Consider the following 13,017-nt stretch of genomic DNA (forward strand, 5'->3'; position numbering starts at 1 on the left):
ACGGGTGAGGGAAGGCGGGCGGATGGCGGTCGGGGTTCTGGACGTCGGGTGCTTCAGCGCACACCTGGTGGTCGTGGAACGTGACCTGACGCGTCCGCTGGTGTCCCACAAGGTCCGGCTGCGGCTCGACCGCGAGCTGAGCGCGGAGGGCGCCATCAGCCCGGCCGGGATCGACTCGCTGTGCGAGGCCGTGCAGGCCGCCCGCAAGGCCGCGGGGGACACGCCGTTCCTGCCGTTCGCCACCTCGTGCGTGCGCGACTCCGCGAACGCCGGCGAGGTGATGCGCAAGGTGTCGCGCCGCACCGGCGTGGAGCTGAAGGTGTTGTCGGGCAAGGAAGAAGCCCGGCTGTCGTACGCGGCCTCGCGGCACTGGTTCGGCTGGGGCGCCGGCCCGCTCGTCGTGCTCGACGTCGGCGGCGGCACGGTCGAGCTCGCCGCCGGTGACGGCGCCGAACCCGAATTCGCGATCTCCTTGCCTTTGGGGGCAAGGACTTTGACCCGCTCCGGCCTCGCGGTGGAGGACATGCGGGAAGAGGTGCGCGAGCGCATCGAGGCGGTGTTCCCGCGCTACGACGGCGCTCGCGCGATCGGGTGTTCCAAGGTGTTCCAGCAGCTCGCCCGGCTCGCGGGCGACCGGCGGTCGGCGTCCTCCGCGACGCGGCAGCTGCGGGCCAAGGACCTGGAGAAGTGGATCCCCCGGCTGGCCAAGCTCTCCGTGCGGGAACGTGCCGCGCTGCCGGGGATCTCCCGGCACCGCGCGCGGCAGTCGCTCGCGGGGGCGGTGGTGGCCGAGGCGTTGATGCGCGCCACCGGACATGACGTCGTGGACATCTCGCCGTGGTCCACCAAGGAGGGTCTGCTGCTGGACCTGGTCGAACGGTCGCGCCGCGTCACACCGGCCGCCTGACCCGCCCTCAGCGGGTGTTGACCAGAGCGGTCACGGCGTTGTCGACGCTGCCGAAGATGAGCAGCAACTGGTCGACCGCGGTCACTTCGAGGGGCTGCAGCACAGCCCTGCTGTTGCTCACGACTCCGAACCGGATGCCGAACTCGTCGGCCGTGTTCTGGGTCTCCACGAGCGTGCGGATGCCTTCGGAGCCGAAGAAGCGGACCTCGCGCAGATCGATGACCAGCGCGGGCGGCCTGCGGTCGAGCAGAGCGGCGATCCTGCTGGTCACCGGCGCTGACGACATCATGTCTATCTCGCCGGTGAGAGAGACGACCGGGATGGACTGGACATAGGTCGTTCGCTGTTGAAGTTGGTTCATAGGGGACTCCCGTCCGCACCGACCGTACGCGCCCTCCCACGACACCCACAACCCGGACGGGGTCCCCCCACCGCGCCGCTCAGGTGAGCAGGAAGGCCCTGACCAGCAGCATCGCGGCCACCAGCACCGCGAAGGCGATGATGACGATCACGGCGATCCGCCCGAGGTTGCGCGGCGGCGTCGCCTCCTGGTGGGACAGCCCCGAGGTCTGCCCGGCCTCCGGGGGTGTGTCACCCGGTTGCACCCCTCCGCCGGGTTCGAGTCCAGGTGTGCGTTCTGGGTCAGCGGTCATAGGGGCACAGGTACCCGTTTTCAGTCTTCCAACTCCGCCCAGACGACTTTGCCGCCACCATCGGGTGTCGTCCCCCAGCGCACGCTCAACGCCTGCACGAGCTGCATGCCGCGCCCGCGCGCACTGGTCGGGTCCACCGGACGCATCTGCGGCAGCCGCTCCGACAGGTCGTGCACCTCGACCAGCATCCCCGCCGCACGCCGCGTCACCGTCAGCGTGATCGGTCCCTTGCCGTGGTCGATGCCGTTCGACACCAGTTCCGTGACGATCAGCTGCGCGTCGTCGGACAGGTCCTCCGACAGTCCCCAGGAGGTCGCGGCCTCCCGTACGACCTGACGTGCGCGCGCACACGACCCGCCCTCGGCGGTCAGGGTCACCCGCACCTCTGCCAGTGGGTCGTTCAACACAGGGCGCATCGTCGCACATCCGGTGGGTCGTCCGGATCTTTCAGCCCCCCGGTGGTCGCACGGGTGGACGTCGTGCTGCACGATTTGGGTCGCACGAGTCGGGCGTGGCGGAAGGAACGGCGACGATGGAGCTCAACGTCGGCAGCGAGGTCCAGCGGGGGTGGCGGGTGCTCGCCGTCGCCGGTGAGCTGGACATCGACACCGTCCCCGTGCTGTCCGCGCGGATGGACGCGGACGTGACCGGGAAGCACGCGGTGCTCGACCTGGAGCTGCTGCAGTTCATGGACTCGACCGGGCTCGCGCTCGTGCTCGACTGGCACCGGCGGCTCGCCGAGTCCGGCGGTCAGCTGCGGATCGCCGCTGTTCAGGCGCCCGTGCTGCGGTTGTTCACGCTGGCCGACGTCGCCGGGGTGCTGAGCCTGCACGAGAGCGTGGACGCGGCGGTGCAGGAGTCCGTGGAGAGCGCCCTCTAGCGGCGTCCGCTCCAGCGCGGGTGGGCTGAACGCGAGCCCACCCGGGGTGCTGTCACGGGTGAGACCACCCCGGCCGGGCTCCGCGCTCACACCTCCCCGGACACCCCCAGGTAGTACGCGATCAACCGGATCAGGTGCTCGGTGTCCACCGGCTTCGTCACGTAGTCGGTGGCACCGGAGGCCAGCGACTTCTCCCGGTCGCCCTTCATCGCCTTCGCCGTGACAGCGATCACAGGCAGGTCCGCGTAGCGCTCCATCGCCCGGATGGCGGAAATCGTGGCGTTGCCGTCCAGCTCGGGCATCATGATGTCCATCAGGACGATCGCCACGTCGTCGTACTGCTCCAGCGCGCGCACGCCGGTGATGCCGTTGTCGGCGAAGATCGCTTCCAGGCCGTGCAGCTCCAGCACGGACGTCAGGGCGAAGACGTTGCGCAGGTCGTCGTCCACGACCAGGACCTTCTCGCCGTGGAAGCGCATCGAGTCGGACGGGGCCAGCGGCGCGGCCGGCGCCACGATCGGCGCGGGTTCGGGCAGGACGACCGCGTCCGACACGACCTTGCCCAGCGGCAGGCAGAGGGTGAACGTCGAGCCGATGCCCGGCTCCGAGCGCACGCGCAGGGCACCGTTGAGGAGCTGGGACAGCTCGCGGCTGATGGACAGGCCCAGGCCGGTGCCGCCGTACTTGCGGGACGTGGTGCCGTCGGCCTGCTGGAACGCCTCGAAGATGACGGCCAGCTTCTCCGCGGGGATGCCGATGCCCGTGTCGTGCACGTCGAACGCCACGGTCGAGGGGTCGTCCATGCGCACGTGCAGGCGGATGCCACCGTCGTGGGTGAACTTCACCGCGTTCGACAGGAGGTTCCGCAGGATCTGCTGGAGGCGGTGCTCGTCGGTGCGCAGGGTCTCCGGCACGTCCGGGTCGACGCGGACCGAGAACTCCAGGTGCTTCTCGGCGGTCAGCGGCAGGCAGAGCGTCTCGACGTAGCGGACCAGCTCGTCGAGGCGCACCCGGTCCTCGTGCAGCGTCATGTGGCCGGCCTCGACCTTGGTCAGGTCGAGGATGTCGTTGATGAGCTGCAGCAGGTCCGAGCCCGACGAGTGGATCGTGCGGGCGAACTCGACCTGCTTCGGGTTCAGGTTGCCGTCGAGGTTGTCGGCCAGCAGCTTGGCCAGGATCAGCAGTGAGTTCAGCGGCGTGCGCAGCTCGTGCGACATGTTCGCCATGAACTCGGACTTGTACTTCGAGGCCGTCTGGAGCTGGCGGGCGCGGTCCTCCAGCTCCTCGGAACCGGCGCGCAGCTCGGTGGTCAGGCGCTGCGACTCGACGAGCAGGGCGTCGGTGCGGGAGTTGGCGAGCATCGTGTTCACGTTGACGCCGATGTTCTCCTTCAGCTGGTCCAGCAGGTCCAGGTGGACGTCGGAGAACTCGTTCAGCGAGGCCAGCTCGATCACGCCCAGGGTCTCGCCCTGGAACAGCACCGGCAGGATGACCAGGTTCACCGGTGCCGACGAGCCCAGCGCGGAGGACACCGTCAGGTAGCCGGCGGGGACCTTGGTGACCAGGATCGTCTTCTTCTCGAACGCGGACTGGCCGACGAGCGACTCGCCCATCTCCACGCGGGTCGCGCGGGCGGCGTCGAGGCGGAAGCCGTAGGAGGCGGTCAGCTCCAGCGTCTGCTTGCTGTCGTCGTCCTCCTGGAGCTGGTAGAACGCGCCCTGGTGGGCGCTGACCAGCGGCGTCAGCTCGCTCATGATCAACGACGCCAGCGCGCGCAGGTCGCGGTGGCCCTGCATCAGGCCGGACAGCCTGGCCAGGTTCGTCTTCAGCCAGTACTGCTCGCGGTTCGCGCGGGTGGTCTCCTTCAGGTTCGCGATCATCTGGTTGACGTTGTCCTTGAGCTCGGCCAGCTCGCCGGACGCGTCCACGGTGATCTGCCTGGTCAGGTCGCCCGCGGTCACGGCGGTGGCGACGGCGGCGATCGCGCGGACCTGGGTCGTGAGGTTCGAGGCCAGCTGGTTCACGTTGTCGGTCAGCTTCGACCACGTGCCGGCCACGCCGTCGACCTCGGCCTGACCGCCCAGCTTGCCCTCGGTGCCGACCTCCCGGGCGACGCGGGTGACCTCGTCGGCGAACGACGACAGCTGGTCGACCATCGTGTTGATCGTGGTCTTCAGCTCCAGGATCTCGCCGCGCGCCGAGACGTCGATCTTCTTCGTCAGGTCGCCCTGCGCCACGGCGGTGGTGACCTGGGCGATGTTGCGGACCTGGTTGGTCAGGTTGTCCGCCATGAAGTTCACCGAGTCGGTGAGGTCCTTCCACGTGCCCGCCACGCCCGACACGCGCGCCTGACCGCCGAGGATGCCCTCGGTGCCGACCTCGCGGGCCACGCGGGTGACCTCGTCGCCGAACGCGCGCAGCGTGTCGACCATGCCGTTCAGCGTGTCGGCGAGGGTCGCGACCTCGCCCTTCGCCTCGACGGTGATCTTCTTCGACAGGTCGCCGTTCGCGACCGCGGTGGCGACGGCGGCGATGTTGCGGACCTGGTCGGTGAGGTTGTCCGCCATCAGGTTGACGTTCTCGGTCAGGTCCTTCCACGTGCCGGCGACGCCCTGCACGCGCGCCTGGCCGCCCAGGCGGCCGTCTGTGCCGACCTCGCGGGCGACGCGGGTGACCTCCTCGGCGAACGAGGACAGCTGGTCGACCATCGTGTTCAACGTCGACTTCAGCTCCAGGATCTCGCCGCGCGCGTCGACCGTGATCTTCTGCGACAGGTCGCCGTTCGCCACGGCCGTCGCGACGTGCGCGATGTTGCGGACCTGGTTGGTCAGGTTGTTCGCCATGAAGTTGACGTTGTCGGTCAGGTCGCGCCACGTGCCCGCCACGCCGGGCACCTGCGCCTGGCCGCCCAGGCGGCCGTCGGTGCCGACCTCGCGGGCGACGCGGGTGACCTCCTCGGCGAACGAGGAGAGCTGGCCGACCATCGTGTTGATCGTGGTCTTCAGTTCGAGGATCTCGCCGCGCGCGTCGATCGTGATCTTCTGCGTCAGGTCGCCGCGCGCGATGGCGGTGGTCACCGAGGCGATGTTGCGGACCTGGGTCGTCAGGTTGTTCGCCATGACGTTCACCGACTCGGTCAGGTCGCGCCAGGTGCCTGCGACACCGGGGACCTGGGCCTGACCGCCCAGCCGGCCGTCCGAACCGACCTCGCGGGCCACGCGGGTGACCTCGTCGGCGAACGAGGACAGCTGGTCGACCATCGTGTTGATCGTCGACTTGAGCTCCAGGATCTCGCCGCGCGCGTCGACGGTGATCTTCTGCGTCAGGTCGCCCTGCGCCACGGCGGTGGTGACCTGGGCGATGTTGCGGACCTGGGTCGTCAGGTTCTCCGCCATGAGGTTCACGTTGTCGGTCAGGTCGCGCCAGGTGCCCGCCACGCCCGGCACCTTCGCCTGACCGCCGAGCTTGCCGTCCGTGCCGACCTCGCGGGCGACGCGGGTGACCTCGTCGGCGAACGAGGACAGCTGGTCGACCATCGTGTTCAGCGTGTTCTTCAGCTCCAGCATCTCGCCGGAGACGTCGACCGTGATCTTCTGGGTCAGGTCGCCGTTGGCCACCGCCGTCGCCACCTGGGCGATGTTGCGGACCTGCTTGGTCAGGTTGTTCGCCATCGAGTTCACGTTGTCGGTCAGGTCGCGCCACGTCCCGGCGACGCCGGGAACCCGCGCCTGACCGCCCAGGCGGCCGTCGGTGCCGACCTCGCGGGCGACGCGGGTGACCTCGTCGGCGAACGACGACAGCTGGTCGACCAGGCCGTTGACCGTCGAGCCGAGCGTGGCGAACTCACCGCGCAGCGTCTGGTCGGACATGCGCTTGGTCAGGTCGCCCTCGGCCACGGCGGCGAGCACGCGGCTCAGCTCGGTCGTCGGCCGCATCAGGTCCTCGACCAGGCCGTTCACCGAGTCGGCGATCAGCGACCAGCCACCGGCGGTGCCCGCGGGCGCCACCCGTTCGGTGAGCCTGCCCTCCTGGCCGACCGCCTGCCGGACCCGGCCCAGCTCGCCGGCCAGCCACTGGTTGCGCTCCGCGATCTCGTTGAACACGTCCGCGAGAGCCGACACGGGCCCGTTCCCCGGCACCACGAGCCTGCGGCGGAAGTTGCCGTCCCGCAGGTCTCTCATGGCGGAGAGCACCCGGTCGAGGGTCGCGTCCGTCTCTTCGTTGGCCGTGGTCACTCCAAGCCTCCGTGCCTCGGTGGTCGCAGCCAAGCCTGCCACGTTAGGTTGGGAGCGAGGTAACTTGATGCCGCGATGCACGCCAACGACCCGCAGGAGGCCGTGATGACCCGGCCGTCCGCGCAGGACCAGAGCGGATGAGCAGCACCGTGGGCATCGACCTGGACGGCTGGCAGCGCCTGGTGGACGGGCTGCGCGAGGCGGTCCTCGTCGTCGACCCCGCCGGTGCCGTGCGGGTGCGCAACGCCGCGGCCGCCGAGCGGTTCCCCCGGCTGTCCCCCGGCGAGCACCTCGACGTGCACGTCGCCGGCCGGCAGCTGGACCTCGGTGACGGCTGGAGTGCCTGGTACTTCACGGACTCCGCGCTCGACCACGCCCACCTGCGGCTCGCGGGCGGCACGTCGCGGGAGACGACGCTCAAGACCATCGTGCAGCTCGCGGCCGAGCTGCTGGGCGAGCACTGCGTGGCCGTCGTGCCCGCGACGCGCGACCGGCTGGAGTGGTGGCGGTGCGGTGGCGGCGAACCCACGGTCACCCGCACGCCGCGCCGGGCGACGGTGCTGGCGGAGGTCCTGACCGGCACCTCGACGCTGACGAGGATCACCTCCCTGGGTGACGGCAGCTGGGGCGTGCCGGAGGACTTCGGCACCGCGCTGGCCGTGCCGCTGGGCGTCGGGGGAGCGCTGGTCGTCGTCCGACGGGGTGAATTCCCGCCGAACGACGTCGAGCGCGTGCGGTTGTTCGGCAAGCACGCGGCGGCGGCGCTGGAGTCGTCGTCGAAGCTGACCGAGCAGCGGCGGATGATCGAGGTGCTGCGCTCGGCGCTGCTGCCGCTGCCGCTGCCCGAGCTGCGCGGTGCCTCGCTCGCGTCGGTGTACCTGCCCGCCCACCAGCGGGCGGAGGTCGGCGGCGACTTCTACGACGTGCACCCGCGCACCGACGGCTCGGCGACGTTCGCGCTGGGCGACGTCTGCGGCCACGGGCTGGAGGCCGCGGTCCACAGCGGACGGGTGCGGCAGTCGCTGCAGGCGCTGTCGCTGGTCGAGACGAACCCGGTGCGGCTGCTGCACCTGCTGAACACCTCGCTGCGCGCCACCGGCTCCAAGCTCTTCACCACGATCGTCGTCGGCGAGCTGGTGCCGCTCGCGTCCGGGGGAGTGCGGCTGTCGCTCGCGTCCGGGGGCCACCCGTCGCCGCTGGTGCTGCGCGCGGACGGCACGGTGCAGGAGATCAGCGCCCCCGGTGCGATCGTCGGCATCCTGGCCGACGTCCGGTTCACCGGCGAGCAGGTGACCCTGGCACCCGGCGACACGCTGCTGCTCTACAGCGACGGGTTCACCGAGGCCCGCGCGCACACCGACCGCAACGAGCTGTTCGGCGAGCAGCGGCTCCGCGCGGTGCTCGAGGAGTGCAAGGGGCTGCCGGCGGAGGAGATCGCGCGGCACTGCCAGGAGGCGGTGCTGCGGTGGCTCGGCAGCGGCGACCACGACGACCTCGCCCTGCTCGCGGTCCAGGCCGTGTGAGCTCGCCCGGGTGACGAGCGTCCCCGGTCCGCGCACCGGGCACGGCGGCCGCCGGTGCTACGCCGACCCGGTGTTCGCCGACGTCATCTGAGTGCCGACGACGGACAGCAGCCGCAGCTTCTCGTGGCTCTCACTGCCCGGCGTGGCGGTGTAGACGAGCAGGAAGTGGTGCTGGTCGGGGTCGAGCAACGTCTGGCAGTGCAGCTCGAGCGCGCCGACGGCCGGGTGGACGTACCGCTTGACCTCGCGCGGGCGCAGGCCGATCTCCTGCCGGTCCCAGACGGTCCGGAACTCCTCGCTGGTCGCCAGCAGGAGGTCGGCGTAGTGCGCCGCCCGCGAGCCCGGTCCGCGCCGGGTCAGGGCCTCCCGCAGTCCCGAGGCGAACATGCGGCCCAGGAACGCGTGGTCGGCTGGCTCGTACAGCGCCCGCGACGACGGGTCGCTGAACCAGCGGAAACCGAGGCTGCGCTCCGGTCCGGTGCGGGCGGCCGCGTCACCGGTGAGCGCGACGCCGAGCGGGGTCTGGCGCAGCGTCTCGCCCAGCTCGGTGACGACCTCGGCCGGGGTGTCGTGCAGGCGGTCGAAGATCCGGGCGAGGCCGGGGCTCACGTGGTCGCTGGTCCCGCCCCTGCCCGGCGGTGGGTGGCCCGCGAGGCGGAACAGGTGGTCGCGCTCGTCGAGGGACAGGTGCAGGCCCTGGGCGATGGCGGCGATCATCTGCTCGGACGGGTGCGGCCCGCGTTCCTGCTCCAGCCGCGCGTAGTAGTCGGCGGACATGCTGCAACGGGCGGCGACCTCCTCGCGGCGCAGGCCGCTGGTCCGGCGGCGCCGCCCGCGCGGCAGGCCGATGTCCTCCGGCTGCAGCGTCTCCCTGCGGTGCCGCAGGAACGCGGCCAGCCCGGCTCGGTCGATCACGGCGTCTCCTCTCGCTGTCCCCTTTCTAACGCTCACGCCCCGCCGTAGCCACGGACTCCCAGGTCCTGGATGTGCGCGCGCCGTCCGTCCACGGTGGAACGGAGAGACCGCGGACGAACCAGGGGAGTGTGCGATGAGCAGGAAGTTCGACGTCGAGGTGCCGGACCTGACCGGGAAGCGTGCGGTCGTCACCGGCGGCAGCGACGGGGTCGGGCTCGGCATCGCCGGACGGCTCGCGGCGGCGGGGGCCGAGGTCGTGCTGCCCGTCCGCAACCCGCGCAAGGGCGAGGCCGCGCTCGCCGAGATCCGGCGGCGGACACCCGGCGCGACCGTCTCGCTGCGCTCGCTCGACCTGTCCTCGCTGCGCTCGGTCGCCGCGGTGAGCGCCGAGCTGCTGGAGGAGGGCGCGCCCGTGCACGTCCTCGTGAACAACGCGGGCGTCATGACCCCGCCCGAACGGCAGACGACCGCCGACGGGTTCGAGCTCCAGTGGGGCACCAACCACCTCGGCCACGTCGCGCTCGTGACGGCGCTGCTGCCGCTGCTGAAGGCCGGCCGCGCCCGCGTCACCTCGCAGATCAGCATCGCCGCCAACCAGAACGCCATCAACTGGGACGACCTGAACTGGGAGCGCTCCTACAGCGGCGGCAAGGCCTACGGCCAGTCGAAGATCGCACTGGGCCTGTTCGGGCTGGAGCTCGCGCGCCGCAGCGAGGCGGGCGGCTGGGGGATCACGAGCAACCTGGCCCACCCCGGCGTGGCACCGACGAACCTGCTCGCCGCCCGCCCCGAGGTCGGCCGCGCGAGCGACACCCCGGCCGTGCGCCTGATCCGCGTCGCGTCCGCGGTCGGCGTGCTCGGCACCGTGGAGTCCGCGCAGCTGCCGGCTCTGCTGGCCGCCACCGCGCCGCACCCCGCGCCGTTCTACGGCCCGACCCGCTTCGGGCACCTCAGCGGCCCGCCCGCAGAGCAGGCGCTCTACAGCCGCCTGAGGTCCGCCGACGAGGCCCGGCGCGTCTGGGAGGTGTCGGAGGAGCTCGTCGCTAGCGGACTCCGTGCGGGCGGAACTGGACGCTGATGCGCGGCCCGACGACCTTCGCGGTCTTCGGGATGGCGTGCTCCCACGTGCGCTGGCACGACCCGCCCATCACCAGCAGGTCGCCGTGGCCCAGCGCGTACCTGTGCGTCTCGCCGCCGCCGCGGGGCCGGAGCAGGAGCGCGCGCGGCGTGCCGACGGACAGGATCGCGACCATCGTGTCGTCGGTGGCGCCGCGGCCGATGGTGTCGCCGTGCCACGCGACGCTGTCGCGGCCGTCGCGGTAGTAGCAGAGGCCGGCGGTGGTGAACGGTTCACCCAGCTCGGGCCGGTAGTGCTCCGAGAGGGCGGCACGGGCGTTCGTGAGCACGTCCGAGGGCAGCGTGCCGTAGTAGAAGCAGAGCAGGCGTGGCACGTCGACCACGGTGTCGTACATCTGGCGGCGTTCTGCCCGCCACGGCACGGTCTCGACCAGCTCGTCGAACACGGCGTCCGCGCCGGAGAGCCAGCCGGGCTGCACGTCGACCCAGGCGCCGTGGCCGAGCTCGGTGCGGCGCGGGGCGAGCGGGGCCAGGACCGGCTCCGCTTCCAGGTCGAAGAGAGATCCCTGGCGCATGGCGCGCAGCCTAGTCGAAGAGGTGTTCTACGACCACTCAGGGCCGCAGCACGGCGCAGACCGCGTCCGCGACCAGGTCGCGGGCCGCTGCCAGGTCGAACACGCCGAGCAGGAACCGGCGCACCGACTCGTGCGCCGGACCCATCGCCACGGGTTCCAGCGCCCATGGCGGCACGGTCCGCAGCTCGCCCGTCTCCATTCGCGCCAGGAACCACGTCAGCACCGGGGCGAACTCCGCCTGCTTGGCCGCGGGGTCGGCGTGGTCCGGTGCGGCGTAGAGGAACCGCGCGCGGCTGGGGTTCGCGGTGACCCAGTCGAGGTAGCGCAGCGCCAGGTCGCGGACGGCCGCGAGGGCGGGCCGGTTGTCGAGCGCGGGGGTCATCGCGGCGACGCAGCGGCCGTAGGAGTCGGCGTAGAGCTGTGCGAACACGCCCGCGCGGCTGCCGAAGTGGTGGTAGATGCTGCCGTTCGACATGCCGGAGCGCTCGGTCAGCGCCGCGATGGTGACGGCGTCGAGCCCGCCCTCCTCGACGAGCCGCAGCGCCGCGTCGAGCAGGGACTGTCGTCGGTCGGCCATGGGGGTTAGAGTACCGCTCTGGAGCAACGCTCCAGAGAAGGGGAGAGCAATGGCGCTGTCGATTCCCGGCCTCCTGCGCGACCGGGTCGCCCGCACGCCCGGTGCCGAGGCGGTGCGGTACCGCTCCGGTACCGGCTGGGTCTCGCTGACCTGGGCGGAGCTGCAGGACCGCGTGGCGCGCGAGGCGTTCGGGCTGCGCGAGCGGGGGCTGCGGCGCGGCGACCGGGTCGCGCTCATGGGCCGCACGAGCATCGAGTGGATCGTCACCGACCTCGCCGTGCTGGCCGCCGGTGGCGCCACCACCACGATCTACCCCAACAGCACCGCCGCCGAGGTCGCGCACATCGTCAGCGACTCCGGCAGCAAGCTCGTGGTCGTCGAGACCGACGAGCACGCGGCGCTGGTGCCGGACCTCGACGTGCTGCGGTTCGGCGCGGTCCCGCAGGCCGACGGCGACTACGCCGCGCTGATCGCCGAGCTGGGGCCGGACGACCTCGCGACGCTGATCTACACCTCCGGCACGACCGGCACCCCGAAGGGCGTCGAGCTCACCCACGCGAACTGGGTGACCACCGCGGAGGCCATCGCCTCGCTGGGCATCCTGCGCGAGGACGACCTGCACTTCCTGTGGCTGCCGCTGTCGCACGCGTTCGGCAAGGTGCTGACCATGGCGATGATCGCCGTGGGCGCCGCCACCGCCGTCGACGGCTCGGTCGAGCGGATCGTGGACAACCTCGGCGAGCTGCGGCCGACGATCGTCGCCGCCGCCCCGCGCATCTTCGAGAAGATCCACGGCCGCATCGTCACCGGCGCGCGGGAGAAGGGCGGGCTCACCGAGAAGGTCTTCCGCTGGGCCGACCGCGACCACGGCGCCGCGACCCGCTGGCTCGCCGACCGGCTGGTGTACCGCAGGCTGCGCGACCGCGTCGGCGGCCGGATCCGCTACTTCGTCTCCGGCTCCGCCCCGCTCGCCGGTGAGATCGCCGAGTTCTTCTCCCGCGCGGGCATCACGATCCTGGAGGGCTACGGCCTCACCGAGTCGTCGGCGGCCACGTTCTTCAACCGCCCCGGCATGATCAAGATCGGCACGGTCGGCCCGCCGATCCCCGGCACCGAGGTGCGGATCGCCGACGACGGCGAGGTGCTGCTGCGCGGCCCCGGTGTCATGCGCGGCTACCACAACCGCCCGGACGCCACCGCCGAGGCGCTCGTCGACGGCTGGCTGCACACCGGTGACATCGGCGAGGTCGACGACGCGGGCCGGCTGCGGATCACCGACCGCAAGAAGGAGCTCATCAAGACCTCCGGCGGCAAGTACGTCGCCCCGGCCCCGGTCGAGAGCCTGCTGAAGGCCGCGTCCCCCTACATCAGCAACGTCATCGTGCACGGCGACCGCCGCAGGTACTGCGTGGCGCTCGTGACGCTGGACCCGGACACGCGGGCGGGGCTGCCGGACCCGGAGGCCGAGATCGGGCGCGCGGTGGAGGTCGTCAACGCGCAGCTGCCGCGGCACGCGACGATCAAGCGGTTCGCGGTGTTGGAGGAGGACTTCAGCGTCGAGGACGGGTTGCTGACCGCGTCGCTCAAACCCCGCCGCCGGGAGATCGAGAAGCGGTACGCGTCCACATTGGACGGCCTGTACTAGACGCCTGTGCGGGCTCGTTCGGGGCGCGCC

12 protein-coding genes are annotated in these 13,017 nt (G+C 71.5%); 5 read left to right on the forward strand and 7 right to left on the reverse strand.

Features of this window, described 5'->3' with window-relative positions; all coding sequences use genetic code 11:
* Positions 1–22: 22 nt before the first annotated feature.
* A complete protein-coding gene (locus AB0A63_RS27295; RefSeq protein ID WP_360396406.1) occupies positions 23–907 on the forward strand; it encodes an exopolyphosphatase in 885 nt (294 codons plus the stop codon).
* A gap of 7 nt (positions 908–914) precedes the next feature.
* Here the strand turns inward: AB0A63_RS27295 and AB0A63_RS27300 are convergent, their stop codons facing one another.
* From AB0A63_RS27300 to AB0A63_RS27310, 3 genes are all read right to left on the reverse strand, one after another.
* Entirely contained in the window at positions 915–1,268 is a 354-nt protein-coding gene (locus tag AB0A63_RS27300; RefSeq protein ID WP_360396408.1) for an STAS domain-containing protein, read from the reverse strand.
* A gap of 79 nt (positions 1,269–1,347) precedes the next feature.
* On the reverse strand, positions 1,348–1,560 hold the full coding sequence (locus tag AB0A63_RS27305) for a DUF6480 family protein (RefSeq protein ID WP_360396410.1): 213 nt from the start codon (positions 1,558–1,560) through the stop codon (positions 1,348–1,350).
* A 20-nt stretch (positions 1,561–1,580) separates the two neighbouring features.
* Positions 1,581–1,976 carry an ATP-binding protein gene (locus AB0A63_RS27310; RefSeq protein WP_360396411.1) on the reverse strand — a complete coding sequence of 132 codons (396 nt, stop codon included), beginning with the start codon at positions 1,974–1,976 and terminating at the stop codon, positions 1,581–1,583.
* Between the two features lie 95 nt (positions 1,977–2,071).
* On the opposite strand from AB0A63_RS27310, the gene AB0A63_RS27315 reads away from it, so the two are divergent.
* On the forward strand, positions 2,072–2,440 hold the full coding sequence (locus AB0A63_RS27315; protein ID WP_360396413.1) for an STAS domain-containing protein: 369 nt from the start codon (positions 2,072–2,074) through the stop codon (positions 2,438–2,440).
* 86 nt (positions 2,441–2,526) lie between these two features.
* Here AB0A63_RS27315 and AB0A63_RS27320 read toward each other — a convergent pair whose 3' ends face one another.
* Positions 2,527–6,675, reverse strand: coding sequence for a HAMP domain-containing protein (locus AB0A63_RS27320; RefSeq protein ID WP_360396415.1), 4,149 nt, complete (start codon positions 6,673–6,675; stop codon positions 2,527–2,529).
* 137 nt (positions 6,676–6,812) lie between these two features.
* Between AB0A63_RS27320 and AB0A63_RS27325 the strand changes: the two genes are divergently transcribed.
* The gene (locus AB0A63_RS27325; protein ID WP_360396417.1) at positions 6,813–8,198 is read left to right on the forward strand and encodes a GAF domain-containing SpoIIE family protein phosphatase; all 1,386 of its coding nucleotides are present in this window, start codon (positions 6,813–6,815) and stop codon (positions 8,196–8,198) included.
* 57 nt (positions 8,199–8,255) lie between these two features.
* Here the strand turns inward: AB0A63_RS27325 and AB0A63_RS27330 are convergent, their stop codons facing one another.
* Positions 8,256–9,113, reverse strand: coding sequence for a helix-turn-helix transcriptional regulator (locus tag AB0A63_RS27330; protein ID WP_360396418.1), 858 nt, complete (start codon positions 9,111–9,113; stop codon positions 8,256–8,258).
* Between the two features lie 133 nt (positions 9,114–9,246).
* Between AB0A63_RS27330 and AB0A63_RS27335 the strand changes: the two genes are divergently transcribed.
* The gene (locus AB0A63_RS27335; protein WP_360396420.1) at positions 9,247–10,191 is read left to right on the forward strand and encodes an SDR family oxidoreductase; all 945 of its coding nucleotides are present in this window, start codon (positions 9,247–9,249) and stop codon (positions 10,189–10,191) included.
* On the opposite strand, the gene AB0A63_RS27340 is transcribed toward AB0A63_RS27335, so the two are convergent.
* The gene (locus AB0A63_RS27340) at positions 10,157–10,765 is read right to left on the reverse strand and encodes an alpha-ketoglutarate-dependent dioxygenase AlkB (RefSeq protein ID WP_360396422.1); all 609 of its coding nucleotides are present in this window, start codon (positions 10,763–10,765) and stop codon (positions 10,157–10,159) included. The two genes, AB0A63_RS27335 and AB0A63_RS27340, sit on opposite strands and share 35 nt — an antisense overlap.
* Before the next feature lie 37 nt (positions 10,766–10,802).
* A complete protein-coding gene (locus AB0A63_RS27345; protein WP_360396424.1) occupies positions 10,803–11,342 on the reverse strand; it encodes a TetR/AcrR family transcriptional regulator in 540 nt (179 codons plus the stop codon).
* Positions 11,343–11,391: 49 nt separating this feature from the next.
* Here AB0A63_RS27345 and AB0A63_RS27350 point away from each other — a divergent pair, with 49 nt between their 5' ends.
* A complete protein-coding gene (locus AB0A63_RS27350; protein ID WP_360396426.1) occupies positions 11,392–12,987 on the forward strand; it encodes an AMP-dependent synthetase/ligase in 1,596 nt (531 codons plus the stop codon).
* The last annotated feature ends 30 nt before the right edge of the window (positions 12,988–13,017 follow it).

The organism is Lentzea sp. NPDC042327, assembly GCF_040647275.1.
Classification (GTDB): Bacteria; Actinomycetota; Actinomycetes; order Mycobacteriales; family Pseudonocardiaceae; genus Lentzea.